The following is a 24208-nucleotide window of genomic DNA, read 5'->3' on the forward strand; positions in this document are numbered from 1 at the left end:
TAGCAAATTATATGCAAATGCTAGCAATCAGGAGAATAGTCATGCGCAAACTGCTATCCCCTCTACGCCGCCTGCTACCTTGCGCAGCGGCCGTTGCCACAGTCGGCCTGGTGCTCGGCACCCCGGCCCAGGCTGCAGAGCCGATCAAGGTCGGCCTGGTTGCGGCTCTGTCCGGGCAGTCAGCCAAGTCCGGCGAGGCACTTACCCGCGGGCTCACGGTGGCCATCGACGAGATCAATGCCAACGGCGGCATTCTCGGCCGCCCGGTGCAACTGATTCGCCGCGACGATGAAAGCAATCCGGCCAAAGGCATGCTCGCCGCTCGTGAGCTGGCGCAGCGCGAGAAAGTCACCGTGTTGTTCGGGGGCCTCGACACCCCGGTGTCGCTGGCCATCGTGCCGCTGGCCAACCAGCTGAAGGTGCCGTTCATGGGCATCTGGGCCGCCGGTACCAAGATCACCGAGAACGGCGCCAAGGACAATTACGTGTTCCGCGTATCGGCCGTGGATGAGCTGGTCGACGAAGCGCTGGTCGAGTACGGCATCAAGAAGGGCATGAAGAAGCCGGGGATGATCCTGATCAACAATCCCTGGGGCGAATCCAATGAAATCGGCTTCAAGGCTGCCCTGGCCAAACGTGGCATGGACTACGCCGGCATCGAGCGCATCGAAGACAGCGACCTCGACGTGGTGCCGCAGCTCACCCGCCTGAAGAATGCCGGCACCGACACCCTGCTGATGGTCGGCAACGTCGGCCCGTCGGCCCAGGTGGTCAAGTCCCTCGATCGCATGGGCTGGGATGTGCCGGTGGTTTCCCACTGGGGCCCGGCAGGCGGCCGCTTCAGCGAGCTGGCCGGCCCTAACGCCAGCCGCGTGCACTTCATCCAGACCTATGTGTTCACCGAGAACAACAGCACCAAGGGCGACAGCGTGCTGGCTGCCCTCAAGCAGCGCTTCCCGGAGATCAAGAGCCTGGCCGACGTGACTCCCGCAGTGGGAATCGCCAACGCCTACGACGCCATGCACCTGGCCGCCGCCGCCATCGAGAAGGCCGGCGACACCCAGGGCACCAAGGTGCGCGATGGCTTCTATGCGATCGACAGCTACCAGGGTCTGATCAAGGACTACACCCAGCCCTTCACCCCCACCAAGCACGACGCACTGGGCCCGGACGATTACGTCTTCACCCACTTCGTCGACGGCCGCATCGTCCCGCTCGCCCCCTGAAGCCCGTACACGGCAGCCCAGACGGTCTGCCCTGAGGACTCTTGCCATGATCACCGCCGCCATCATCACCGGGCTTGGGCTGGGCAGCATGTATGCCCTGCTCGCTCTGGGTTTCCATATCACCTACGTGGTTTCGCGTACGGTCAATTTCGCCCAGGGCAGCGCCATGATGGTTGGCGCCGTACTCGGCTACAGCTTGTACATCACCTGGGGCTGGCCGTTGTGGCTGGCGGTTCCGGCGACCCTGACGCTGTGTGCCCTGTACGGGCTGATCATCGAGCGCTTTCTGGTGCGCCCCTTCCATTCACGCGGCTCGGAAGCCTGGCTGATGGCGACGGTGGCAGCCGGCATCCTGGTCGACAACCTGGCGCTGTTCACCTTCGGCAAGGAGCCTCGGCAGTTCACGTCGGCCCTGGCCAACCAGCACCTGGAGCTGTTCGGCAACAACGTCGGCGTGCTGCAGTTGCTGATTCCGCTGGTAGGTGGCGGCATCGCCCTGGCGCTGTTCGTGGTGCGTCGCTACACCCGCCTGGGCAAGGTGCTGGAGGCCTGCGTGCAGAACCCCAAGGCGGCGATGCTCATGGGCATCCGCGTCAATCGCGTGGTGGCCGTGGCCTTTGCCGTGTCGACGGTGTTCGCCGCGATTGCCGGTCTGTTGATCGCCCCACTGTTCAGCGTGAATGCCGAGATGGGCATGTTGTTCGGCCTCAAGGCCTTCGCCGTCGCGATTCTCGGCGGTATCGCCAGCGCTGGCGGGGTATTCGCCGCCGGCCTGCTGTTCGGTCTGGTCGAGGCGCTGGTGACCATCTATTTCGGTTCGGCCTTCACCCAGTTGTTCACCTTCGCCCTGGTCATTCTGGCCCTGGCGCTGCGCCCCAATGGCCTGTTCGGCAGCAAGACCCTGGTGAAAGTATGACCCTGAAGAATTCGCTGTTCGCCCCCGTTTCCCTCGCCCTGCTGACGCTGGGCTGCATCGCGGCCACGCTGCTGCTCGACAGCTACTCGCTGCTGGTCTTCACCTTCTGCGCGCTGGCCGTGGTGGTTGGCGTGGGCCTGAATATCCTCATCGGCCTGAGCGGGCAGATTTCCTTCGGCCACATCGCCTTCTACGCCATCGGCGCCTATGTGTCGGCGCTGCTGACCATGGCCGGCCTGCCCCTCGGCCTGGCGATGATCGCCGCCGGCCTGGTTTGCGGCGTCATCGGTGCACTGCTGGCCATTCCCGCATTGCGCGTCAGCGGCCCTTATCTGGCGATGATCACCATCGCCTTCGCCCTGGTGGTGCACCACGGCCTGATCGAGTGGCGCTCGCTGACCGGTGGGGCCAACGGCCTGATGGGCATTCCCATGCCGGAGATCGGCGACCTCGATCCGAGCGTGAGCATGGCGCTGATCGCCACCGGCCTGATGGTCGCCGCCCTGGCCCTGTTCCAGCGCCTGCGCCACAGCGGCTGGGGCATGGCCATGCGCGCGGTGAAATCCACCGAGATCGCCGCCCGCTCGCTCGGTTTCAACCCGGTGCAGACCAAGACCCTGGCCTTCGCTCTGTCCGCGCTGCTCACCGGCCTGGCCGGTTCGCTGGTGGCGCCGCTGATGATGTTCATCAACCCGGCCTCTTTCCCCTTCTCGCAATCGATCCTGTTCGTGCTGGCGGTGATCGTCGGTGGCAGCGGCACGCTGTTCGGCCCGCTGCTCGGCGCTTTGTTGATCGTGCTGCTGCCGGAAATGCTCTCGGATTTCGCTGAATACCGTCTGCTGATTTTCTCGGTGCTGCTGCTCAGCGTGCTCTGGGCTGCACCACGGGGGCTGCTCGGCACTCTGGCCAGCCTGTGGCTGCGGCCAGCTCACCAGAGCGCCCCGGCGGCCTTCGATCAGGCGCAGCTGAGCGCGTTCTTCCAACAGAACGGCACCGCCCACGAGGGTTTGCAGGTCAAGGACATCGGCATTCGCTTCGGCGGCGTCCAGGCGGCGCAGAACGTCAGCCTGCAGGCACCACCGGGCAGCATCACCAGCATCATCGGCCCCAATGGCGCGGGCAAGACCACGGTGCTGAACATGATCAGCGGCTTCTACGCACCGGACAGCGGCAGCATCGACCTGGGCCGCCCACTGGCGGGGCTACCTGCCTGGAAGATCGCCCGCGCCGGCATTGCCCGGACCTACCAGACCACCCAACTGTTCGGTGAGCTGTCGGTGCTGGAAAACCTGCTGGTGGCCATGCAGCAGGGGCGCCTCGGCCTGCCCTTCAGTTGCGCCAGCGATACCCGGCGCCAGCTCGCCCTGCAATTGCTGACGCTGGTCGGTTACCAGGGCTCGGTGCACACCCCGGCCGAGGGTCTGGCCCACGTGGATCGGCGCCTGGTGGAAATCGCCCGCGCCCTGGCCACCTGCCCGCGCGTGCTGCTGCTCGACGAGCCGGCGGCCGGCCTCAGCCGCAGCGACACCGACCGCCTGGCGGGCCTGTTCAGGACCCTGGCCGGGTTCGGCATCGCGGTGATCCTGGTCGAGCACGACATGGGGCTGGTGATGGCCGTGTCCGAGCGCCTGTTGGTACTCGACGCCGGCAAGCCCATCGCCTGGGGCCTACCGGATGAAGTGCGCAAGGACGAGCGCGTCATCGCCGCCTATCTGGGCGGCACCAGCTACCAGGCCACACCGCGGGCCGAAGCCTGGGATGGTTCGCGTGATGCGCGTCTGTTCATCAAGGATCTGGTCATCGACTACGGCGCTGCGCCGGTGGTCGACAAGGTCAACATCGTGGTCAACCCTGGCGAGCTGATCGCCATTCTGGGCGCCAACGGCGCCGGCAAGTCGAGCATCCTGCAGTGCCTGGCCGGGCTGCACAAAGCCAGTGGCGGCAGCATCCTGCTCGACAACGAAAGCATCGAACACGCCGATGCCAGCACCATCGCCGCCCGGGGCCTTGCCCTGGTACCGGAGGGCCGTCAGATGTTCGGCCAGCTCAGCGTGCGTGACAACCTGCTGCTCGGCGGTTACTCACGCAAGGAGGCCTTCGATGCCGACGCGGAAATAGAAGCCATCCTGCGCCGCTTCCCACGCCTGCGCGACCGTATCGACAGCCCTGCAGGCCTGCTCTCGGGCGGCGAACAGCAGATGGTGGCGGTGGGCCGCGGGCTGATGGCCAAGCCGAAGATCCTGCTGCTCGACGAGCCTTCCCTGGGCCTGTCGCCAGCCATGATCGGCGAGCTGTATGACGCCCTGGCGGCCCTGCGCGACGAAGGCGTGACCTTGTTGCTGGTCGACCAGATGGCCAACCTCGCCCTGCAGGTGGCCGACCGTGCCTATGTGCTGGAGACCGGGCGCATCGTCAAATCCGGCAGTGCCGAAGCGTTGCGTGGCGACCCGGAACTGGAAGCGGCTTACCTCGGCGAAGGAGCGGCAGCATGAGTGCGCTGACCATCATCAACGCCCGTCTCGGCGCTGACACCCAGGCGCTGCAGACCCTGTACGTGGAGGACGGCCACTTCGTCAGCGCGCCAAGTGCCGCCGCCAAGACCCTCGACCTGAATGGCAAGCTGCTGCTGCCCGGCCTGGTGGAGACCCATATCCATCTGGACAAGGCCTGCATCATGCAGCGCTGCCAGCTCAGCGAAGGCACCCTGGCCGAGGCCATCGCCCAGACCCGCTCGGCCAAAGCCGACTTCACCGAAGCGGACGTCTACCAGCGCGGCGCCCAGGTGCTGGACAAGGCCATCGCCCAGGGCACCACGCACATGCGCACCCACGTCGAGATCGACCCGCAGATCGGCCTGATCGGCTTCAACGCGGTGCGTCGCCTGCAGGCGGATTACGCCTGGGCCATCAGCCTGGAAATCTGCGTGTTTCCCCAGGAGGGCCTGCTCAACAACCCCGGCACCGAAAGCCTGCTATGCGAGGCATTGGCCATGGGCGCCGAGGTGCTTGGCGGCTGCCCCTATACCGATGCCGACCCCGGCGCGCAGATTCGCCGGTTGTTCGAGCTGGCGGTGGAGTTCGACCGTGATCTGGACTTCCACCTGGATTTCGACCTGAACCCCGAGGGCATGACCATCGGCGAGGTGATCCGCTGCACCCATCAGCACGGCTGGGCTGGCCGGGTGACCATCGGCCACGTGACCAAGCTGTCGGCACTGCCCAGGGACACCCTGCTGGCGGTTGCCGAATCGCTGGCCGAGGCCGGCGTGCAGGTCACCTGCCTGCCGAGTACCGACCTGTTTCTCACCGGCCGCGAGCATTTCCACAACCGGCCTCGGGGCCTGGCGCCGTTGCAGCACCTGCACGCCTGTGGCGTGACCTGTTCGCTGTCCACCAACAACATCGGCAACCCCTTCACCCCCTACGGCGACGCCTCGCTGGTGCGCCAGGCCAACCTGTTCGCCAACGTCAGCCAACTGGCTACCGAGGCCGAATTGCTGCGTTGCCTGAGCTGGGTGTCGAGTGAGTCGGCACGCCTGTTGCGCCTGCCCGACTACGGCCTGACGCCCGGCTGCCGCGCCGACTTCATCGTCTTCGATGCGCCCTCACCGGCCGCCGTGGTAGCCGAGATCAGCCGGCCGCTGATGGGCTACAAGGCCGGCCGCAAGACCTTCGAACGCGCGCAGGCACGCCTGCTGAGGCCGTGACAGCCCACATCACCGCACGCGCCAACCTGGAGCCTGTTGATCGATGCTGCGCAGATATCGCCCCAGGAACTCGTCAAATAACCATGTAACCACTTGAATTTCATACATTTATAAATCTGGAACGGCACGTGCTTGCAGCTATGTAAAAGCCACGTTGCCAATCTGAACACAGGGAAAACCGATGAAAGACGTCAAACCTGAAAACCTTCCGCTCAATCTGGATCGTCGCCAGTTGATGAAGTGGCTGGCCGTGACGGGGAGCGCCATGACCCTTGGCGGCCTGCTTCCCGCTGGCGCGTTTGCCGCCGATGACGAGGAAATCCGTATCGGCTATTGGCCCATCGTGGGCGGCTTGCCACTCTACGTCGCCCTGGAACAAGGTTTTTTCAAGGAAGCGGGGCTGAACGTCAAAGGCGTCAAGTTCTCCAGTCCCCAGCAAATCGTCGAGGGCATGATCACAGGTCGAATCCACGGCTGTGCGAACGGTACCGCGACCGGCGCCCTCGGTCTGGGGGCGATCACCATGCCGGGGCTGTTCAAGATCATCTGCTCCAACCCGTCGAACCATCGACTGGTTCTGGACGAGTTTCTGGTTCCGCTCAACAGCACTGCGCAGAGCATCAGCGATCTGCACGGCAAGAAAATCGCCTGTGGCCCGGGCATCCAGAACGTCACGATGGCGAAGATCATCCTGGAAAAAAATGGCTTCACCGATACGTCGGTCATCGAACTGCCAGTCGGCCAGCACGCGCCAGCGCTGGCGGCCGGCCAGATCGACGGGGTCTATACCCTGGAGCCGACCGGCACCGTGGGGCGCATGAAGAACCTGTCGCGCACGCTGGAAACCGGCGTCATCTCCAAATACGTGCTCGGCAATGCCGACGCGCCCTGGTTCGGGGGTGCAGCCGCACTGAACGGCAGCTTCATCGAGAGCAAGCCGCAACAGACCAAAGCCTATATCGCTGCCTACCAGAAGGCGGTGGCGTTCATCGCCTCGCACCCGGAGCAGGCCCGCAAGAACATCGTCGGCTACACCAGCATCGAATCCGATCTGGTGAACGAGGTGCCGTTGCCGGGCTTCGTCATGTATTCCGACCTGCAAGGCGACAACCTGCAGTGGTTCCAGAAGTTCTATGACGTGTTCACCGAGCGGAAAGTCTTCAGCAAACCGATCGACGTGGCTGCGCTGATCTATCAGGGCTGAGGAGAATCGTCATGACGTCACACTGGTCTTCGCGCCTGCTGCCGCTGATCGGCCCGCTGTTGCTGTTTCTGTTGTGGCAACTGGCAGTCAGTGCGCAGTGGCTGAATCCGGTTCTGCTGCCCTCGCCGCTCGAAACGCTGGGCTTCATGTTCCAGTCGTTCGCCGAGCCGTCCATGCGCACCGACATCGCCTCGACGCTGTACCGAACGCTGGCCGCGTTCGCCTTCGCGGCCGCGGTAGGCGTGCCCTTGGGCGTCATCCTGGGTAGCAGCGAAAAGGTCTATCGCAGCCTGGAGTTCCTCATCGATTTCTTCCGCTCGACACCCTCCTCGGCGTTGATCCCGCTGTTCATGCTGATATTCGGCATCAGCGATGCGAACAAGATCGCCATCGCCGCGTTCGCCGCCGTGCTGGTGATTCTGTTCAACAGCGCCTACGGCGTGATGAACGCCAAGAAAACCCGGCTGATGGCCGCCAAGGTCATGGGCATTTCCCGCTGGCACATTTTCAAGGACATCCTGCTGATGGAAAGCCTCGCACAGACCTTCGTCGGCTTGCGTACCGGGGTATCGATCGCCCAGCAGGTATTCAACATCAAAGACATGTACGCCTCGATCCTGATCACCGGCGCCCTGGGCTATCTGCTGAACCTGGCGTTCCTGCTGATCGAGAAAAAAACCGTTCACTGGAGTAGCCAGGCATGACGCAAACTCTTTCCGTCGCCCCAGCCCTCGACAAGCCACAGTTACCCGGTGCTGCACCGCGTACCGACACCCACGTGACCATTCGCGGCTTGAGCAAGGCCTTTGCCGGCCAGCCACTGTACACCGACCTGGATCTCGACCTGCCGCGCGGCAAGATCGTCTCGACCTTCGGGCCCAACGGCTGCGGCAAGTCGACGCTGATGAACATGATCGCCGGGCTGATGCCGATGGATAAGGGCGAGATTCTGTTCGATGGCAAGACGCTCGCCCAGACCAAGATCGGCTACGTGTTCCAGAACTACCGCGATGCGCTGTTTCCGTGGATGAGCGCCCGCGCCAACATCGCCTACCCCTTGGTTCGTCAGGGCATGAGCAAGGCCGATGTGAACGCACGCGTCGATGAGCTGACGCAGATGTTCGACATCCGCTTCGATCTGAATCGTTATCCGTACGAGCTTTCAGGCGGCCAGAAACAGACGGTGTGCATCATGCGGGCACTGGCGCCGCGCCCGGAAGTGATGTTCCTCGACGAACCGTTCTCCGCGCTGGATTTCGAGATGACCTTGTTCATCCGCGACAAACTGCAGGAAGTGCAGTTGGCCACCGGCGTCACCATGCTGATCGTGTCTCACGACCTGGAAGACGCGGTATTTCTGGCCGACGAGATCCTGCTGCTGACCCGGCGCCCCACCCAGATTGCCGAGATCGTCGCGTTCGATCTACCCCGGCCACGGAGCGCGGAGATCATGAGCCACCCGGTGTTCGTGCGGGTCAAGGCCCATACGCTTGAGGTGTTCAGGCGGGAGATGGCGCTTTGAGTCGCAACCCATCGCGCAACGGCAAGGAAGCTGATCTGCCGCATTCATGGCAGATCCACTAGGTGCCGCGTTACAGCCCTGCCAGGGCCTGACGCAGATTGACCTCGGGCTCGGCCTGATCGTCCAGGTCCAGCTGGTCTTCGAGTTCGCCCAGGTGCTCGAGCATCACCGCAGCCGCCCGCTGATGGTCGCCGTTCTCCAGGGCAGTGATGATTTGCTGATGCTCGTCCGAGGCGCAGGACGGTACATCGTTGCGCTGGTAGAGGGCGACGATCAGCGAGCTGCGCACCATCAGGTTGGCAAGAATTTCACTGAGTACCGAGTTGCCGCTGATCTCGCCGAGCATCAGGTGAAACTCGCTCAGCTCACGAACGATGGCGCGGCGGTCGGTAGCGCTGGTGGCCTTGCGCTCGTTGCTCATGTGCGTGGCCACTCGCTGACGCTGCTTGTGCATGATCGCCGGCGTGATGTTTTCGACGATGGCCCGCTCGATGGCGCGCCGTGCCGCGAAGACTTCCCGCGCCTCCTTGGCGCTCGGCTGAGCGACCATCGCGCCGCGGTTCGGCTCGATGGTGACGACGCGCTGCAACGCCAGGCGCTGCAGCGCCGACTGCACGTGGTTGCGGTTGGCCTGCAGGGTCTCGACGATCTGCGCTTCGACCAGGCGCGTTCCGGGCGGCAAGCGATGCTGGGCGATCGCCTTGAACAGCACATCGACGATGCGCTGAACTTCGGCTTGCTTGCTGGTGACGGTCTTGGCGGCCATCTGTCCCTCTGATCAATACCGGCGAACCCTGATGGCCCGCCCCGCTCACGCTGACCGGTGCATTATCCGCCAGCACAGGGGGCGGGTAAATACGTGGACAGAGCAGAAAGCGCTAGCGATAGCTCTCATCTGGTTTGGCCTGAGCATTCGGCGAGCAGCAGCTCGACTGGCGCATTCTTCAGCCCATTCAGCGCTCAGGTTGCTAGCGATACAGCGCGCGCCTGCTAACGCACCCTTCACCGGCGATCAGCCTGCAGCAACCTCGTCCGGCACAGCCTGTCGGACCCCATGTCGTCACACCAAAAGGAGCCGCACATGCCAGCACGCCTTTCTGCCCTGCAGGGCGATATCACCACGCTCGACGTTGATGCCATCGTTAACGCCGCCAATTCCTCGCTGCTTGGCGGCGGCGGTGTCGACGGTGCCATTCATCGCGCCGCTGGCCGTGAGCTGTTGGAGGAATGCCGGCGGCTCGGCGGCTGCGATACCGGTGAGGCGAAGCTGACCCACGGCTACCGATTGCCGGCCCGTTTCATCATTCACACGGTGGGCCCGGTGTGGCGCTCGGGTGGCCAGGGCGAACCGCAGCTGTTGGCTTCCTGTTACCGCAACGCGCTGCGCCTGGCGGCGGACAACGGGCTGAGCAGCCTTGCCTTTCCCAGTATCAGCACCGGCATTTATGGCTACCCGCTGGCTCTGGCGGCGCAGATCGCAGTCGCCACCGTCCAGGCCGAAATAGCCAGCCTGCCGGGCATTACCGAGGTGCTGTTCTGCTGCTTTTCGGCCAACGACCTGGCGGCGTACCAGCGCACGCTGGCCGAGTTGAACACCTGACTCAAGCGGGCAACGGAGCATCCCCTGGGACGATGCCCTCCTCGCGCAGCGCTTCCCAGAACGCAGCCGGAATCGCCTCACCGAGCTGCTGACGGTACTGGGCAGGCCGTTGCGGCGAAGCGCTACCGGGTATCACCGACTGCACCACCGGATTGGCCAGGCAGAACTGCAGGGCGGCAGCACGAATGTCGACACCGAAACGCTCGCTCACGGCCTGTAGACGCGCGGTCTGCCGGCGAACCGCATCGGGTACGCGGTCGTACTCGTAATGCTCGCCACCGGCCAGCACACCGGAGTTGAACGGCCCGCCCACGACGATACCGACCTGCCGCTCGGCGCAACGCGGAAACAAGGTATCCAGCGCCTCTCGATGATCGAGCAGGGTGTAGCGCCCGGCCAGCAGAAACACGTCGGGGTCAGCCTGTTCGAGCGCCAGGCGACAGGGCTCGACCAGGTTCACGCCCAGTCCCCAGCCGCCGATCAGCCCTTCCTCGCGCATGCGAGTCAACGCAGGCGCCGCGCCCTGCATGGCCTCGGCGAAATACTCACGCCATTTCGGTCCGTGCTGGTCTTCGGATACGTCGTGGATGAACACCACGTCGATGCGGTCCACACCAAGGCGTTCCAGACTGTCCTCGATGGAACGCCGCGCGCCGTCTGCCGAATAATCGATGATGCGCTGGTTGGCGAGCTCATTGACGAACGGCTTGGCGTTCTCCGGCGCGTCGGTTCGCTGCAGCAGGCGACCGACCTTGGTGCTGAGCAGGAATTCGTCGCGTGGCTTGCCGCGCAGCAATTGCCCGAAGCGCGCCTCGGACAGCCCGGCGCCGTAGTGCGGCGAGGTGTCGTAATAGCGGATACCGGCCTGCCAGGCCGCCGCCAGGGTGGCCTGGGCCTGGTCTTCATCGACCGCGTGGAACATGTTGCCGAGCGGTGCGCCGCCGAAACCAAGCGCCGGAAGAGTGATGCGCATGCTGCCTCCTGATGAAAAATGATGGGCTCACTGCATGGGGACCGGCCACGGCGGCGATTCGTTCGGCCCATTCCCTCAGCGGTCCGGTGTGCCCGCAAAGCCATGCTCGCGGGCGCTGAGAATGATCAGCAAGGCGACCGCACCCAGCACCGCGGCGGCCCAGGGCAGCACTCCGGCACCGGCGTGTGCCAGCAACAGCCCACCGCACAGGCCGCCGCCGGCGATGCCGATGTTCCAGGCGGTTACGCACATCGATTGGGCGACATCCGCATCGTCGCCGGCCGCACGGATCAAGGCCGTTTGCAGCAGCGCCGGCACGCCCCCGAAAGCCAGCCCCCAGGCGGCCACCCCGGCGTACACCAACACGGCTGAAGCGCCGCACAAGGCCAGCACGGTGCAAGCCAGCCCCAGAACGCCGGCGCTCAGCAGGCTGAGCAGCCGCAGCCAGCGGTCGATCAGCAGGCCGGTCAGCCAGATACCGAGCAACGCCGCCAGCCCGAACGCCAGCAGCACGCGGTCCACCTCGGCAACCATGCCAAGCGGCGTCAGGAACGCGGCGATGTAGGTGTAGAACAGGTTATGGGCGAGCACATAGGTGAGGATGGTCAACAGCACCGGGCGTACGCCAGGCAGGCGCAGCACCCGGCCCATCGACAGCGGAGCGCCGCTGCGCTGCCCGGTGAAATCCGGCAACGCCAACCTGCCCCACACCAGCAGGATCACGGTCAGCAGGCTCATCAACACGAAGGTGTAGCGCCAGCCGAGCACGCCGCCAAGGAAGGTGCCCGCCGGTATGCCGAGCGACAGCGCCAGTGGCGTGCCGACCATGGCCACGGCAATCGCTCGGCCCTGCAGGTGCGGCGCCACCATGCGCGCCGCGTAGCCCGCCACCAGAGCCCAGAGCAGGCCGGCGAACACCCCGGCGAAAAACCGGGCGGCCAGTGTCAGCGGGTAGTGGCTGGACAGCGCGGTGACCAGATTCACCACGGCGAATCCGCCAATCGCGATCAGCAATAACGGTCGGCGCCGCCAGCTGCGGGTCAACATCACCAGTGGGATCGCCGCCAGGAGTGACCCCAGCGCGTAGAGCGTGACCATCTGGCCGACCATCGCCTGGCTGACGCGCAGGTCCGCGCTCAATTGCGGCAGCAAGCCGGCCGGCAGCGCCTCGGTGAGGATGGTGACAAAACCGGCACCCGCCAGCACCAGCAGCCCATTCAAGGGCAGCCGTTCGCGGTCGGGAACCACCTGCGTGACGCAGGGAGAAAGATCATCAGCGTGCATTGGTAAGCGCCTGTGTGGGTCTCGACGCCGCACGATGCGGCCGATCGACCAGGCGAGCAGCGTAGGCAGCGGCGCGCTTGGGAAAAACAGGCTAAGGTTCGCAACTTACCGGACGCTCCTGTCCGCAATCGGCACGCTCGGCCCCCGGGCCTCGATGGAATCCAGGATGGACAACCTCAGCGGTATCGGCGTGTTCGTGCAGGTCGCCAACACCCTCAGCTTCACGGAAAGCGGCCGCCTGCTGGGCATTTCCTCGTCGGCGGTGGGCAAAAGCATCGCCCGCCTGGAACAGCGCCTCGGCGTGCGGCTGCTGCACCGCAGCACCCGCAGCATGACGCTCACCGCCGAAGGCCAGCGCTTTCTCGAGCGCTGCCGGCGCGTGCTCTGCGAGCTGGAAGCCGCGCAGTTGGAACTCACCAGCGCCGCACTCGGCCCCAGCGGGCGCCTGCGCATCAGCATGCCGCGGGTCGGTGAACTGGTGATGCCGGTGCTGATCGACTTCATGCAGCGCTATCCGCAGATCGAGCTGGATATCGACCTCTCCAACCGCATGGTGGATGTCTTCGAAGAAGGCTTCGATGCAGTGATCCGTACCGGGCCCATGCAGGATTCGCGGCTCACCGCACGGCAACTCGGCACCTTCACCCAGCGGCTGGTGGCCAGCCCGGAGTACCTGCACGGCCACGGCACGCCGCAGCAACCGGCGGACCTGCTCGAACACGCCTGCCTGATGTACCGCTTCCACGCCAGCGGCAAGCTCGACCTCTGGCCGCTGCTGGGCGCTCAGGAGTTGCAAGGTACGCTCAGGCAGCGGGCGATCTGCAACACCCTCGACAGCCTGTTGCGGGTCACCCGCGCCGGGCTGGGCATCGCCTGCCTGCCAGACTTCATGATTGCCGAGGATGTCGCCGCCGGCCGTTTACGCCCCGTGCTGACCGAGCACATGGAGCACGGCGGCGCGTTCTGGATGCTCTGGCCAAACAGCAAATACGCGCTGCCCAAGCTGCGCGTGTTCATCGATCACATGACCACCTCGCTGTTCGGCGCCAGGCCCTAGAGCGCCATGTGAATCAACGGAAACGGCCGGCCCTGGCCGTCCGTTTCGCTGCGGCCGGTATCGTGAAAGCCATAGCGGCGGTAAAAACCATGGGCGGCCGGGTTCTGCTCATTGACGTCCACCGTCAGCTCGCCAAGGCGCGCGCGGGCGTCGTCGAGCAACCGTGAGCCGATGCCCTGGCCATGTTGCGTGGGGTCCACGAAGAGCATCTCCACGTGCCGCTCGTTGAGGCCGATAAAGCCTGCCAGCTGTCCGTTTTCACCCACGTAGACGGAGATGGCCACGGCATCCAGATACAGATCGCGCATCTGCCCGTACAGCGCATCGACATCCGCCTCGGACAGAAAATGGTGCGTCGCCAGCACGGCGCGGTGCCAGATTTCGAGCAGCCGCGGATTATCGTCGGGGTGGCGTGGGCGAATGGGCATGAGGCGCTCCGTTGGCAGGCAATGTGCGCCGCGCAGCGTAATGAGTGACCGAGCCCCTGCGCAAGCCGGCCACTGGGCGATTCATTCGAACGCCGGCCAGCGAGCTTCTGTCCACCGCTCACAGACCACTGTCAGCACAGGAGCCGCGTCGATGAAACGCTACCAGAAGCAGGATTACCCCGTGGATGCGGTTCGCCGCTACCTCGAACCCGGCCCCATCGTGCTGGTGAGCACCAGTTGGCAAGGCCGGCACAACATCATGACCATGGGCTGGCACATGATGATTCGGTATCAGTCGCTGGCCTGCTACATCTGGGACGCCAACCACAGCTTCGACATGCTCAGGAACAGCGAAGCCTGCGTGATCAACCTGCCGACCGTGGACATCATCGATACGGTGGTCGACATCGGCAACTGCAGTGGCGCCGAGGTCGACAAGTTCACGCGCTTCGGCCTGACCGCAAAGCCGGCCGAACAGGTCGACGCGCCCCTGATCGACGAGTGCTACGCCAACTTCGAATGCCGCCTGGCCGATGCCAGCCAGATCGACCGCCACGGGCTGTTCATCTGGGACATCGTCAAGGCCCACGTGGCGCTTTCGCCCAGGCAGCCGAAGACCGTGCATTACCAGGGTGATGGCGAGTTCATGGTGGCCGGCGACTCGATCAGCCGGCGCGGCCGCTTCAAGCCGGAGAAGCTGTAGCCGCAGCATGGCTGGCAGATGTGGCGCGCACTAAACGCCGTGGCTCGCCCCCAGAACCAGCCGCATGCGCTGCGGTTGGTCGCGGTGCCCAGCCGGCAGCTGACGGGCTGGCAGGTCTTCGACCCAGACGAAACCGTGTCGCTGATACAGGGCCAGCGCGGCGTGGTTGGACTTGAACACGTTCAGCTCGATGCTGTGCATGCCCTGCTCGCGGCAATACCCGATCACCGCTTCCAGCAGACGCCGCCCCAACCCCTGGCGCCGCCAGTCGGCGTGCACCTGCATGCCGAGCACGCCGACACGCGCATCGCCCTCCGGTCGGCAGTGGCTGTCCGGGTAAGCTTCGGCGGTGGCGATGATGCGCCCGGCCTGTTCGATCACGAACACTGCCCAGCCGGCTTCGTCCGCGCGTTGCAGAGCACGGGCGATCACGGCCTTGGGCGGCGCGAAGGGACGGGACGAATAGAGCCCCTCGGCCGCCACCTGACCGAACAGGTCATGGAAGGCGTCGAGGTCGCCCATACGAATCCTGCGTAGCTGCATGCTCTGTTCATTGCTGGCATCGTTGTCCATGCCGCCTGAAAGCAGGCCAGTGTCGCCATGCGATGTAAAGCTAGCTTGACTCATGAAAGAGGCTCTCTTAATGTAAAGCATACTTTCCATAAAGGGGGTGCGCCATGCACCATAACCGTTTTCTCGCCCACTTTGCCCTGGCGATGGTTGCCTACGTCAGCGCAGTGATCATCAGCACCCTGCTGCTCATCAACGTCCCGGAGGGTATCGTGCGCACCGTTTCGGCGTTGCTGCCGGTATTGCCCATGATCGCCGTGGCCACTGTGGTCATCCGCCAGGTTCGGCAACTCGATGAACTGGCCAGAATGATTCATCTGGAAGGCTTGGCGGTCGCCTTCGTCGGCACGGCCTTGATCACCTTCAGCTATGGCTTTCTGGAAACCGCCGGTTTCCCGCGGCTGTCGATGTTTCTCGTCTGGCCGCTACTTGGTTCGCTATGGGCGTTGGGCTCCTGGGTGAGCTGGAGGCGTTACCGGTGATCAACCAGGTACGCGAACAGCGCACTGAACGCGGCTGGTCACAGGCCGAGCTCGGCGCGAAGCTGGGCGTTTCGCGGCAGACCATCAACGCCATCGAGACCGGGCGCTACGATCCCAGCCTGCCGCTGGCCTTCAAGATTGCCCGCTTGTTCGAATCGAGCATCGAAGCGCTGTTCCAGGCGCCAGAAGAATGAGCGCGCCTGAACTACCACGTTCGCCCCTACAGCGTTATCAGTATGCCGTCGAGCATCAGGGCTTCGTTGCCGATGAGGCGCAGCTACGCGCCGCACAGGTGCTGCAGGTTTGCCACGACGCGCTGCATGCAACACCCGGGCAGCCAGCCCTGGGCGTCTACCTGTGGGGGCCGGTCGGCCGTGGCAAGACCTGGCTGATGGACAGTTTCCACGAGTCGCTGCAGGTACCGGCGCGGCGGCAGCACTTTCATCATTTCATGCAATGGGTGCACCGCCGCCTGTTCGCGTTGAGCGGCACCGCCGAGCCGCTTACCGTGCTGGCACGCGAGCTGGCCAGCGAGATCCGCGTGTTGTGCTTCGACGAACTGTTCGTCAGCGACATTGGCGATGCGGTGCTGCTCGGCCGGCTCTTTCGTTCGCTGTTCGACGAAGGCGTGGTGCTGGTCGCCACCTCCAACCAGCCACCGGACCAGCTGTACGCTGGCGGCCACAATCGCGAGCGCTTCCTGCCCGCTATCGCCGCGCTGCAGCAGCACATGCAGGTGGTTGTCGTGGACGGCAGCCAGGATCACCGCCAGCATCCCGGCCAGGCGTGCCAGCGCTACTGGGTACGCGAGCCTGGCCAGCCCAGCGCCCTGCCCGCACTATTTGAGTCGCTGAGCACTGGCGAACGCGCCTGCAACGACGCGCTGGCCATCAATCACCGGCTGATCGGCGTGCGGCGCCACAGCGGCAGCGTGCTGCATTGCAGCTTCGCCCAGCTGTGCGTGCAGCCGTTGTCGGCCGAGGATTTCATTGCGCTGTGCGACCGCTTCAAGGCCATTCTGCTCGATGACGTGCCGGCACTGAGTGCCCAGCAGCGACCCGCCAGGATCGCCCGCGGCACCGAAGACGCCGCCGAACGCGTAGTCGCCGGTGACCGGCAGCTGCCCGCCCTGTCGATCCACGACAACGCGGTGCGCCGCTTCATCGCCCTGGTGGACGAATGCTACGACCGCCGCGTGCCGCTGTATCTGGAAGCGGACGTACCGCTGGAGGCGCTGTACACCGAAGGCTACCTGTCCTTCGCCTTCCGCCGTACCTTGAGCCGCCTGCAGGAGATGCAGCTACAGCGCTTCGGCTGACGACCAGCGCGAGCTCGAAAAACACACCGTAGCCTGGGTCGAGCGAAGCGACACTCGGGAAATCCGCTCCCGGGTATCGCAGGCTCAACCCAGGCTACGTGGCTGCAGGAGATGCAACTGCAGCAGTTCGGCTGATCGTACGGGGAATGGAAGCACACCTAGCCTGGGTCGAGCGAAGCGACACCCGGGGAATCCGCGCCTGGGTAGCGCAGGCTCAACCCGCGCAGGCTCAACCCAGGCTGCGTGGCTGCGGTGCGGGTACTTCTCGAACTACGGCGCCAGCCCGAGAAAGGCCACCAGCTCGGCCTTCTTGGCCATGGCGTCCTGGTAACCCAGTTCGATCAACTCGCTGCAGTAACCCGGCTCGAACAGCAGGTAGCTCAGCACCCCGCCACCGCCGTCACGAGTCGCGCCGGGGCCGCGCAGGAACAGGCGCAACGCGGCGGGCATTTCCCGACGGTGGCGGGCGGCGATCACGTCGAGTGGCTGGCTGGGGGAAATCACCAGCACCTCCACCGGCGTCAGGCCGTAGGTGCGGCTGCGCTGTTCGGCCGGAACCAGCCGACCCAGCTGGTTGAGGCGCGCCAGCAGTTCGATGTCGCTCTCCACGTTATCGATGAAGGTGCTGTTGAGCATGTGCCCGGCAATCTGCGCCAGGCTCGGCATGCGCCCGGCGGGCCGTGGTGCCGGCGCGTCGGAGGCGGCCTTGTCGTCCACCGGATTCCCGCTCACGCCCACCACCAGCACCCGCGTGGCACCCAGGTGCAGCGCCGGGCTGATCGGCGCCATCTGCCGCACCGCGCCGTCACCGAAATACTCGCGGTTGATCTTCACCGGCTCGAAGATCAGCGGAATGGCGGTACTGGCCAGCAGATGCGGCAACGCCAGCCGGGTCGGCACGCCGACACGGCGGTGACGGAACCAGGGATCGATGGCCGCGCGGCCCTGATAGAAGGTCACTGCCTGGGCCGATTCATACCCGAAGGCGGTGACCGCCACCGCACGCAACTGGCGATGACGGATGGCGGCGGCGATGCCGGAAAAATCCAGCTCGCGTTCGAGCATGCGCGCCAGCGGCGAACTGTCGAGCAGCGCCACCGGCACCTGTTTGCCAAGGCCAAGCATGCTGTGGCCGATGAAACGACTGGCCTGACGCAGCACACCCGGCCAGTCGCTGCGGTACACCTGATGGGTATGGAAACTGCGCCATACGGCACTGAGGCGGTGCACCGCCTCACGAAAATGCAGCGCCCCACAGGCCAGGCTGACCGCGTTGATGGCGCCGGCGGAGGTGCCGACGATCACCGGAAACGGATTGCCTGACGACTCGGGCAACAGGTCGGCAATCGCCGACAGCACGCCAACCTGATAGGCCGCCCGGGCGCCACCGCCAGAGAGGATGAGGCCAGTGGTGGCCGGGGGGCTAGCGGCATCCTGCGTCATCAGGTCGATTCCAGTTCGAAGGGTCAGTAGAGCTTGGGCTCGCCAGGCGGGCGGGTCTTGAAGCGGCGGTGCGCCCACAGATACTGGGCCGGGCAGGTGACAATCGCCTGTTCGACCCAGCCGTTGACGCGCAGGCAATCGGCTTCCTCGGTCTCGCCAGGGAAGCCGTCGAGCGGCGGGTGAATGGTCAGCCGATAGCCCTGCCCGTCAGCCAGGCGCTGCTGGGTGAACGGCAGCACGATGGCGCGGCCCAGGCGGGCAAACTTGGTGGTCGCGGTAACCGTCGCCGCCTGAATGCCGAACAGCGGTGCGAACAGGCTCTGCTTGGGGCCGTAATCCTGGTCGGGCGCGTACCAGATCGCCCGGCCTTTGCGCAGCACCTTGATCATCGCGCGCACGTCCTCGCGCTCGATGGCGGTGGCATCCAGGTTGTGGCGCTCACGGCCACGGCGCTGCACGAAGTCGAACACCGGGTTACGGTGCTCGCGGTACATGCCGTCGATGGTGTGCACCTGGCCGAGCAAGGCGGCGCCGATTTCCAGGGTGGTGAAATGGATCGCCATGAGGATCACGCCCTGCCCTTGGGCCTGAGCGTGCTGAAGATGCTCGATCCCTTCGATGTGCGCCAACCGTGCGAGCTTATCGCGCGGCCACCACCAACTCATGGCCATCTCGAAGAAGGCGATGCCGGTGGAGGCGAAATTTTCCTTCAGCAGTTGCTCGCGCTTGGCGGCCGGCATGTGCGGAAAACAAAGTTCCAGGTTGCGCGTGGCAATGCGCCGACGCGAGCCGGCAACGTGATACATCAGCCAACCCAGACCACGGCCCAGGCGCAGCAGCACGCGGTACGGCAACTGCACGACCAGCCACAGCAAGCCGAGGCCGAGCCACAATGGCCAGAAGCGCGGGTGAAGAAAGGCGCGACGAAATACGGGACGATCCATTGACGATCCTGGATGGCGTTCAAAGCCGCTTAGTCTAACAGCACCGGCCATTCGCTCGGGAATGCCATGCGCTCGGGCTCAACGCTGCCAGCTGATCTGCAGGGTCTGGTCAGCGACCATGCGCTGCATGTGGTCGGCCACGACCGGCTCCAACTGATCCAGCGACGCCTCATCGGGTGCCTCGATAAGCACTTGCAGGCCGCCTTCGATCACCGTCAGGATGCAACGCGCCGGATCGAAGAAGATCTCGCCACGGGTCTCGTCGACGCTCACTTGAAACGTGTGGCTCCAGTGCCGGCATAGACGGGTCACGCAGCGCACGGCGTGTTCGGTGCTGACGGTTGCACGGGATTCGGGCATGGGGACTCCGGACTGAAGTGATTGAGGGCGAAATCTATCACGCGGTTCCGCAGCCTGGCATGCGCCATTGCTGATCGTTCCCATCGAAAAGTCCGGACTTGCATGCCGGTCAACCGAGCGTCAGGATCGCAGACCAGCCACTCACGATATCCGCCCCGCCGCGGCCAGGAGAACCCCATGCAAGATGTCGTCATCGTCGCCGCCACCCGCACCGCCATCGGCAGTTTCCAGGGGGCGCTGGCGGATATCCCGGCCACCGAACTGGGCGCGGCAGTGATCCGCCGGCTGCTCGAACAGACCGGCCTGCAAGGCAGCGACGTGGATGAAGTGATTCTCGGCCACGTGCTCACCGCCGGTGCCGGGCAGAACACCGCTCGCCAGGCGGCCATCGCTGCCGGTCTCCCACATGCAGTACCGGCCCTGACGCTCAACAAGGTCTGCGGCTCCGGCCTCAAGGCGCTGCACCTCGGTGCCCAGGCGATTCGCTGCGGCGACGCCGAGGTGATCATCGCCGGCGGCATGGAAAACATGAGCCTGGCGCCCTACGTGCTGCCCAAGGCACGCACCGGCCTGCGCATGGGCCATGGGCAACTGGTCGACAGCATGATCAGTGACGGCCTGTGGGATGCCTTCAATGATTACCACATGGGCATCACCGCCGAGAACCTGGTGGCCAGATACGCCATTAGCCGTGAAGCCCAGGATGCCTTCGCCGCCGCCTCGCAACAGAAGGCCCTGGCGGCCATCGAATCGGGGCGCTTCGCCGACGAGATCACCCCGATCCTGATCCCCCAGCGCAAGGGCGAGCCCATCGCCTTCGCCACCGACGAGCAGCCGCGTGCCGGCACCACTGCCGAGACACTGGCCAAGCTCAAGCCGGCGTTCAAGAAAGATGGCAGTGTCACCGCGGGCAATGCCTCGAGCCTGAACGACGGCGCGGCGGCGGTCGTGCTGATGAGCGCCAGCAAAGCCGAGGCGCTCGGCCAGCCCGTGCTGGCACGCATCAAGGCGTACGCCAATGCCGGCGTCGACCCGGCGCTGATGGGCATCGGCCCGGTATCGGCGACCCGCCGCAGTCTGGACAAGGCCGGCTGGTCCTTCGACCAGCTCGACCTGATCGAAGCCAACGAGGCCTTTGCCGCACAGGCTTTGTCGGTCGGCCAGGAGCTGGGCTGGGACACAGCCAAGGTCAACGTCAATGGCGGTGCCATCGCCCTTGGCCATCCGATTGGCGCATCCGGCTGCCGCGTGCTGGTCACCCTGCTGCACGAGATGCTCAAACGTGACGCCAAGAAAGGCCTGGCCACCCTGTGCATCGGTGGCGGACAGGGTGTGGCGCTGCTGCTCGAACGCGACTGAACACCACGAGGCCCACGCCGGTGGGCCTCGTGTTCTCGCAACGGGATCGCCCTTTCGCGCTAAGATCAGGCTCCACCTTATCGAGCGCAGCAATGAACGATTTCCCCACCCTTACCTATCTCTTCGCCGAATGCCGCACGACCTGCCCGCTGCGCCCGCAGGTCACCTCCCTCGTGCTGTTCGCACTGCTGTGCGAAGACGACGATGTGGTCTATCTGGAAATCCGCTACATCGACTACGCCAACGGCCAGGCCGAGGGTGACCACCTGTGGCTGACGCTCGAAGAGGCCAAGCAGGCCGCGCTTGAGGATCACGGAATCGCCGAAGAAGACTGGCGCCCCCTGTCGGCCCGGGAAATCGCCCGCATCGACCGCACCATCGAGTAATCGTCGACTGCGTGTTCAGCAGGCTACGCACGAGCGCCAGTGCCCGCCGGTCTATCGCCGACAGGCGTCCCACACGCTCATCACCTGGCTGACCGCCGCGTCCAGTACCGGGTGTTCGATGCCGTCTCGGGCCAGGGTCGAAAGCCCCAGCAGAAAGCTGTCGAACGTGGATGTCAGGGCGCCTGCATCCGTGTCGCCGGCCAGCTCGCCGTCGGCGATCGCCCGCTCGATGCACGCCCGGATGCCACGTCGCGTGCGTTCACGCGCCGCACTCAACGCCGTCGCCCCCTGCTCCGGCGCGCATACGCCGATGACGCCCAGCGCCACCATGCAGCCACGCGGATGCCCGGCCTCGCATTGCATCCTGGCGGAGCGGCGCAGCGCCTGCTCGACGGCCTCACGGGCGGGCAAGGTGGCGTCGAACAGGCTTTCCATCACCTGCCCGTGGGTGCTCTGGTACAGCGCCAACGCTTCCTGAAACAACGCCTCCTTGGAGCCGAAGGCGGCGTAGAAACTGGGCGCGGAAATGCCCCCGGCAATACCGGCCTTGAGCTGGCTCAGGGATGTGGATTCGTAGCCATGCTCCCAGAACAGGTGCATCGCCTGGACAATTGCTGCATCACGGTCGAACGTGCGCGGGCGCCCCATCTGTGCCATGTCGATCCTCCTCGCTGACGACTTAAATACTAGTCGATACAAAAGTCATTGACCATATTCAATAATGCGGCCTACATTTGTATCAATCGATACAAATATGAGACGCACACATGACCCACACAGCTAAAACCGATTCACTCCCCGTTTCCGCGCTGCTCGCCTTGGCGATGACCGGGTTCATCTGCATCCTCACCGAAACCCTGCCCGCGGGTTTGCTGCCGGAAATCAGCGCGGGGCTGGGTGTATCGCCCGCGCTGGCCGGCCAGTTGGTAACACTTTACGCGCTCGGCTCGCTGCTGGCCGCCATCCCGCTGACCATCGCGACCCAGGGTTGGCGGCGGCGTAATGTGCTGTTGCTGGCGATTGTCGGCTTTCTGCTGTTCAACTCGATCACGGCGTGGTCGTCGAACTATGTGCTGACCCTGGTGGCGCGCTTCTTCGCTGGTATGGCGGCAGGCCTGGCCTGGAGCCTGATCGCCGGCTATGCACGGCGCATGGTCGCTCCGCACCAGCAGGGCCGAGCCCTGGCGCTGGCCATGGTCGGCACGCCGATTGCGCTGTCCCTGGGCGTGCCGATGGGCACCTGGCTCGGCGGTGTGGTGGGCTGGCGCACTGCGTTTGCGCTGATGTCGCTCTTCAGTATCGTTCTGATCGTCTGGGTGCTGGCCAAGGTGCCGGATTATCCGGGGCAGTCCGCCACGCAGCGCATCGCCCTGCGGTCGGTGCTGCAAACGCCGGGTGTCCGCCCCGTGCTGGCGGTAGTGCTGACCTGGATGCTCGCTCACAACATGCTCTACACCTACATCGCTCCGTTCATCGCTCCCGCCGGCCTGGCCAGCCAGGTCGATCGCGTGCTGCTGGCGTTCGGCGTCGCGGCACTGGCAGGGATCTGGATCACCGGCCGCCTCGTCGACCGCTATCTGCGTCAGGCGGTACTCGCCAGCCTCGCCCTGTTTGCACTGGTAGCCCTGCTGTTCGGCCTGCATGCCGAGTCGGTGGCGGTGCTGTACATCGGCGTATTCGTTTGGGGGCTGACTTTCGGCGGCGCTGCCACCCTGCTGCAAACCGCCCTGGCAGATGCTGCAGGCCCGGGGGCAGACGTGGCGATGTCGATGAACGTGGTGATCTGGAACAGCGCCATAGCCGGCGCGGGGCTGCTCGGCGGCGTGTTGCTCGGGCAGTTCGACATGGGCGCCTTTCCCTGGGTGATGCTGGCCCTGCTACTGAGCGCGCTATGGATCGCCTCGGCGGCCAGCCGCCACGGTTTCCCGTCGGGGCAACGGCGCAGCGACGTGGTCGTCGCCAGACACTGATCCCCACCTCTACCAAACAGGAGATAACCATCATGTCCCATTCAGATCGCAAGTCCGCCCTGGTGCTCGGTGGCAGCCGCGGTATCGGTGCCGCCATCGTGCGCCGCCTGGCCAGCGATGGCGCGCAGGTCACCTTCACCTACGCCAGCTCGGCAGCACCGGCAACGCGGCTGGCAGAGGAAACGGGCAGCCGCGCCATCCAGTTGGACAGCGCCGACCGTGGAGCCCTGACCGCCCGGATCGAAAGCCTCGGGCCTATTGACGTGCTGGTGGTCAACGCCGGCGTGTTCGTCGCCGGCGACCCGCTGGCGCTGGATGCCGATACCATCGACCGGCTCTTCACCATCAACATCCATGCGCCCTACCACGCCGCGGTCAGTGCGGCGCGGCAGATGCCGGCGGGCGGCCGTATCATCTTGATCGGCTCCAACATCGCCGACCGCGCAGCGATGCCGGGCATGGCCGCCTATGGCGCCAGCAAGGCCGCACTGAGTGGCATGGTCAAGGGACTGGCAAGGGACTTCGGCCCCCGTGACATCACCGTCAACGCGGTGCAGCCAGGCCCGACCGATACAGACATGAACCCTGCCGACGGACCGCTCAACGAATTGATGCACAGCTTCATGGCAATCAAGCGGCACGCCCGCAGCGAGGAGGTCGCCGGTTTGGTGGCCTGGCTGGCCGGCGCCGAAGCCGGGCTGGTGACAGGTGCATCATTGACCATCGATGGCGGTTTCGCGGCGTGATCGGCCAGGCT

General features: G+C 65.1%; 26 protein-coding genes. 17 read left to right on the forward strand and 9 right to left on the reverse strand.

Translation table 11 applies throughout. The features are described 5' to 3' along the window. Positions 1-41 precede the first annotated feature (41 nt). The 7 genes from ACZ0AV_RS05390 (at position 42) to ACZ0AV_RS05420 (ending at position 8574) form a co-directional block, all read left to right on the forward strand. Positions 42-1226 carry an ABC transporter substrate-binding protein gene (locus ACZ0AV_RS05390; RefSeq protein WP_499150082.1) on the forward strand — a complete coding sequence of 395 codons (1185 nt, stop codon included), beginning with the start codon at positions 42-44 and terminating at the stop codon, positions 1224-1226. 46 nt (positions 1227-1272) lie between these two features. Next, the gene (locus ACZ0AV_RS05395; RefSeq protein WP_499150083.1) at positions 1273-2142 is read left to right on the forward strand and encodes a branched-chain amino acid ABC transporter permease; all 870 of its coding nucleotides are present in this window, start codon (positions 1273-1275) and stop codon (positions 2140-2142) included. Then, positions 2139-4634, forward strand: a complete 2496-nt coding sequence (locus tag ACZ0AV_RS05400) for a branched-chain amino acid ABC transporter ATP-binding protein/permease (RefSeq protein ID WP_499150084.1) — start codon at positions 2139-2141, stop codon at positions 4632-4634. The genes ACZ0AV_RS05395 and ACZ0AV_RS05400 overlap by 4 nt, the downstream gene beginning before the upstream one ends. Then, on the forward strand, positions 4631-5848 hold the full coding sequence (locus ACZ0AV_RS05405; protein ID WP_499150085.1) for an amidohydrolase family protein: 1218 nt from the start codon (positions 4631-4633) through the stop codon (positions 5846-5848). The genes ACZ0AV_RS05400 and ACZ0AV_RS05405 overlap by 4 nt, the downstream gene beginning before the upstream one ends. Before the next feature lie 181 nt (positions 5849-6029). Next, positions 6030-7052, forward strand: coding sequence for an ABC transporter substrate-binding protein (locus ACZ0AV_RS05410; protein WP_499150086.1), 1023 nt, complete (start codon positions 6030-6032; stop codon positions 7050-7052). Between the two features lie 11 nt (positions 7053-7063). Continuing rightward, positions 7064-7756, forward strand: coding sequence for an ABC transporter permease (locus ACZ0AV_RS05415; protein WP_499150087.1), 693 nt, complete (start codon positions 7064-7066; stop codon positions 7754-7756). Next, on the forward strand, positions 7753-8574 hold the full coding sequence (locus ACZ0AV_RS05420; protein WP_499150088.1) for an ABC transporter ATP-binding protein: 822 nt from the start codon (positions 7753-7755) through the stop codon (positions 8572-8574). Before ACZ0AV_RS05415 ends, ACZ0AV_RS05420 begins: the two co-directional genes overlap by 4 nt. Positions 8575-8644: 70 nt before the next feature. Here the strand turns inward: ACZ0AV_RS05420 and ACZ0AV_RS05425 are convergent, their stop codons facing one another. Continuing rightward, the gene (locus ACZ0AV_RS05425; protein WP_499150089.1) at positions 8645-9340 is read right to left on the reverse strand and encodes a GntR family transcriptional regulator; all 696 of its coding nucleotides are present in this window, start codon (positions 9338-9340) and stop codon (positions 8645-8647) included. A 315-nt stretch (positions 9341-9655) separates the two neighbouring features. On the opposite strand from ACZ0AV_RS05425, the gene ACZ0AV_RS05430 reads away from it, so the two are divergent. Continuing rightward, positions 9656-10174, forward strand: coding sequence for an O-acetyl-ADP-ribose deacetylase (locus ACZ0AV_RS05430; protein WP_499150090.1), 519 nt, complete (start codon positions 9656-9658; stop codon positions 10172-10174). A gap of 1 nt (position 10175) precedes the next feature. On the opposite strand, the gene ACZ0AV_RS05435 is transcribed toward ACZ0AV_RS05430, so the two are convergent. Beyond that, on the reverse strand, positions 10176-11147 hold the full coding sequence (locus tag ACZ0AV_RS05435) for an aldo/keto reductase (RefSeq protein ID WP_499150091.1): 972 nt from the start codon (positions 11145-11147) through the stop codon (positions 10176-10178). A 75-nt stretch (positions 11148-11222) separates the two neighbouring features. After that, on the reverse strand, positions 11223-12431 hold the full coding sequence (locus tag ACZ0AV_RS05440; protein WP_499150092.1) for an MFS transporter: 1209 nt from the start codon (positions 12429-12431) through the stop codon (positions 11223-11225). A gap of 166 nt (positions 12432-12597) precedes the next feature. On the opposite strand from ACZ0AV_RS05440, the gene ACZ0AV_RS05445 reads away from it, so the two are divergent. Further along, the gene (locus tag ACZ0AV_RS05445; protein WP_499150093.1) at positions 12598-13488 is read left to right on the forward strand and encodes a LysR family transcriptional regulator; all 891 of its coding nucleotides are present in this window, start codon (positions 12598-12600) and stop codon (positions 13486-13488) included. On the opposite strand, the gene ACZ0AV_RS05450 is transcribed toward ACZ0AV_RS05445, so the two are convergent. Further along, a complete protein-coding gene (locus ACZ0AV_RS05450) occupies positions 13485-13916 on the reverse strand; it encodes an acetyltransferase (RefSeq protein ID WP_499150094.1) in 432 nt (143 codons plus the stop codon). The genes ACZ0AV_RS05445 and ACZ0AV_RS05450 overlap by 4 nt on opposite strands. A gap of 151 nt (positions 13917-14067) precedes the next feature. On the opposite strand from ACZ0AV_RS05450, the gene ACZ0AV_RS05455 reads away from it, so the two are divergent. Next, on the forward strand, positions 14068-14619 hold the full coding sequence (locus ACZ0AV_RS05455; RefSeq protein ID WP_499150095.1) for a flavin reductase family protein: 552 nt from the start codon (positions 14068-14070) through the stop codon (positions 14617-14619). A gap of 30 nt (positions 14620-14649) precedes the next feature. Here ACZ0AV_RS05455 and ACZ0AV_RS05460 read toward each other — a convergent pair whose 3' ends face one another. Next, a complete protein-coding gene (locus ACZ0AV_RS05460; RefSeq protein ID WP_499150096.1) occupies positions 14650-15246 on the reverse strand; it encodes a GNAT family N-acetyltransferase in 597 nt (198 codons plus the stop codon). A gap of 50 nt (positions 15247-15296) precedes the next feature. Here ACZ0AV_RS05460 and ACZ0AV_RS05465 point away from each other — a divergent pair, with 50 nt between their 5' ends. The 3 genes from ACZ0AV_RS05465 to zapE are packed head-to-tail and all read left to right on the forward strand — an operon-like array spanning position 15297 to position 16989. Next, on the forward strand, positions 15297-15671 hold the full coding sequence (locus ACZ0AV_RS05465) for a hypothetical protein (protein WP_499150097.1): 375 nt from the start codon (positions 15297-15299) through the stop codon (positions 15669-15671). After that, positions 15668-15865, forward strand: a complete 198-nt coding sequence (locus ACZ0AV_RS05470) for a helix-turn-helix transcriptional regulator (RefSeq protein WP_092364702.1) — start codon at positions 15668-15670, stop codon at positions 15863-15865. Before ACZ0AV_RS05465 ends, ACZ0AV_RS05470 begins: the two co-directional genes overlap by 4 nt. Next, positions 15862-16989, forward strand: a complete 1128-nt coding sequence (zapE, locus tag ACZ0AV_RS05475; protein WP_499150098.1) for a cell division protein ZapE — start codon at positions 15862-15864, stop codon at positions 16987-16989. The genes ACZ0AV_RS05470 and zapE overlap by 4 nt, the downstream gene beginning before the upstream one ends. Before the next feature lie 270 nt (positions 16990-17259). On the opposite strand, the gene ACZ0AV_RS05480 is transcribed toward zapE, so the two are convergent. From ACZ0AV_RS05480 to ACZ0AV_RS05490, 3 genes are all read right to left on the reverse strand, one after another. Continuing rightward, a complete protein-coding gene (locus ACZ0AV_RS05480) occupies positions 17260-18432 on the reverse strand; it encodes a patatin-like phospholipase family protein (RefSeq protein WP_499150099.1) in 1173 nt (390 codons plus the stop codon). A gap of 23 nt (positions 18433-18455) precedes the next feature. After that, positions 18456-19376, reverse strand: coding sequence for a lipid A biosynthesis lauroyl acyltransferase (locus ACZ0AV_RS05485; RefSeq protein WP_499150100.1), 921 nt, complete (start codon positions 19374-19376; stop codon positions 18456-18458). Positions 19377-19454: 78 nt separating this feature from the next. Then, entirely contained in the window at positions 19455-19736 is a 282-nt protein-coding gene (locus tag ACZ0AV_RS05490; RefSeq protein WP_499150101.1) for a DUF2218 domain-containing protein, read from the reverse strand. 177 nt (positions 19737-19913) lie between these two features. Between ACZ0AV_RS05490 and ACZ0AV_RS05495 the strand changes: the two genes are divergently transcribed. Further along, positions 19914-21095: an acetyl-CoA C-acetyltransferase gene (locus ACZ0AV_RS05495; protein ID WP_499150102.1), complete on the forward strand. Its 1182-nt coding sequence runs from the start codon at positions 19914-19916 to the stop codon at positions 21093-21095. 92 nt (positions 21096-21187) lie between these two features. Continuing rightward, on the forward strand, positions 21188-21481 hold the full coding sequence (locus tag ACZ0AV_RS05500) for a hypothetical protein (protein WP_499150103.1): 294 nt from the start codon (positions 21188-21190) through the stop codon (positions 21479-21481). 51 nt (positions 21482-21532) lie between these two features. On the opposite strand, the gene ACZ0AV_RS05505 is transcribed toward ACZ0AV_RS05500, so the two are convergent. Further along, entirely contained in the window at positions 21533-22138 is a 606-nt protein-coding gene (locus ACZ0AV_RS05505) for a TetR/AcrR family transcriptional regulator (RefSeq protein ID WP_499150104.1), read from the reverse strand. 110 nt (positions 22139-22248) lie between these two features. Here ACZ0AV_RS05505 and ACZ0AV_RS05510 point away from each other — a divergent pair, with 110 nt between their 5' ends. Further along, positions 22249-23451: an MFS transporter gene (locus ACZ0AV_RS05510; protein ID WP_499150105.1), complete on the forward strand. Its 1203-nt coding sequence runs from the start codon at positions 22249-22251 to the stop codon at positions 23449-23451. Positions 23452-23483: 32 nt separating this feature from the next. Continuing rightward, a complete protein-coding gene (gene bdcA, locus ACZ0AV_RS05515; protein WP_499150106.1) occupies positions 23484-24197 on the forward strand; it encodes an SDR family oxidoreductase in 714 nt (237 codons plus the stop codon). The last annotated feature ends 11 nt before the right edge of the window (positions 24198-24208 follow it).

It is taken from the genome of Pseudomonas sp. AC532 (assembly GCF_979258965.1).

Coding starts and splice junctions, on each gene's coding strand:
- ACZ0AV_RS05390 (WP_499150082.1), top strand. CDS start 42: ATGCGCAAACTGCTATCCCCTCTACGCCGCCTGCTACCTTGCGCAGCG.
- ACZ0AV_RS05395 (WP_499150083.1), top strand. CDS start 1,273: ATGATCACCGCCGCCATCATCACCGGGCTTGGGCTGGGCAGCATGTAT.
- ACZ0AV_RS05400 (WP_499150084.1), top strand. CDS start 2,139: ATGACCCTGAAGAATTCGCTGTTCGCCCCCGTTTCCCTCGCCCTGCTG.
- ACZ0AV_RS05405 (WP_499150085.1), top strand. CDS start 4,631: ATGAGTGCGCTGACCATCATCAACGCCCGTCTCGGCGCTGACACCCAG.
- ACZ0AV_RS05410 (WP_499150086.1), top strand. CDS start 6,030: ATGAAAGACGTCAAACCTGAAAACCTTCCGCTCAATCTGGATCGTCGC.
- ACZ0AV_RS05415 (WP_499150087.1), top strand. CDS start 7,064: ATGACGTCACACTGGTCTTCGCGCCTGCTGCCGCTGATCGGCCCGCTG.
- ACZ0AV_RS05420 (WP_499150088.1), top strand. CDS start 7,753: ATGACGCAAACTCTTTCCGTCGCCCCAGCCCTCGACAAGCCACAGTTA.
- ACZ0AV_RS05425 (WP_499150089.1), bottom strand. CDS start 9,340: ATGGCCGCCAAGACCGTCACCAGCAAGCAAGCCGAAGTTCAGCGCATC.
- ACZ0AV_RS05430 (WP_499150090.1), top strand. CDS start 9,656: ATGCCAGCACGCCTTTCTGCCCTGCAGGGCGATATCACCACGCTCGAC.
- ACZ0AV_RS05435 (WP_499150091.1), bottom strand. CDS start 11,147: ATGCGCATCACTCTTCCGGCGCTTGGTTTCGGCGGCGCACCGCTCGGC.
- ACZ0AV_RS05440 (WP_499150092.1), bottom strand. CDS start 12,431: ATGCACGCTGATGATCTTTCTCCCTGCGTCACGCAGGTGGTTCCCGAC.
- ACZ0AV_RS05445 (WP_499150093.1), top strand. CDS start 12,598: ATGGACAACCTCAGCGGTATCGGCGTGTTCGTGCAGGTCGCCAACACC.
- ACZ0AV_RS05450 (WP_499150094.1), bottom strand. CDS start 13,916: ATGCCCATTCGCCCACGCCACCCCGACGATAATCCGCGGCTGCTCGAA.
- ACZ0AV_RS05455 (WP_499150095.1), top strand. CDS start 14,068: ATGAAACGCTACCAGAAGCAGGATTACCCCGTGGATGCGGTTCGCCGC.
- ACZ0AV_RS05460 (WP_499150096.1), bottom strand. CDS start 15,246: ATGAGTCAAGCTAGCTTTACATCGCATGGCGACACTGGCCTGCTTTCA.
- ACZ0AV_RS05465 (WP_499150097.1), top strand. CDS start 15,297: ATGCACCATAACCGTTTTCTCGCCCACTTTGCCCTGGCGATGGTTGCC.
- zapE (WP_499150098.1), top strand. CDS start 15,862: ATGAGCGCGCCTGAACTACCACGTTCGCCCCTACAGCGTTATCAGTAT.
- ACZ0AV_RS05480 (WP_499150099.1), bottom strand. CDS start 18,432: ATGACGCAGGATGCCGCTAGCCCCCCGGCCACCACTGGCCTCATCCTC.
- ACZ0AV_RS05485 (WP_499150100.1), bottom strand. CDS start 19,376: ATGGATCGTCCCGTATTTCGTCGCGCCTTTCTTCACCCGCGCTTCTGG.
- ACZ0AV_RS05490 (WP_499150101.1), bottom strand. CDS start 19,736: ATGCCCGAATCCCGTGCAACCGTCAGCACCGAACACGCCGTGCGCTGC.
- ACZ0AV_RS05495 (WP_499150102.1), top strand. CDS start 19,914: ATGCAAGATGTCGTCATCGTCGCCGCCACCCGCACCGCCATCGGCAGT.
- ACZ0AV_RS05500 (WP_499150103.1), top strand. CDS start 21,188: ATGAACGATTTCCCCACCCTTACCTATCTCTTCGCCGAATGCCGCACG.
- ACZ0AV_RS05505 (WP_499150104.1), bottom strand. CDS start 22,138: ATGGCACAGATGGGGCGCCCGCGCACGTTCGACCGTGATGCAGCAATT.
- ACZ0AV_RS05510 (WP_499150105.1), top strand. CDS start 22,249: ATGACCCACACAGCTAAAACCGATTCACTCCCCGTTTCCGCGCTGCTC.
- bdcA (WP_499150106.1), top strand. CDS start 23,484: ATGTCCCATTCAGATCGCAAGTCCGCCCTGGTGCTCGGTGGCAGCCGC.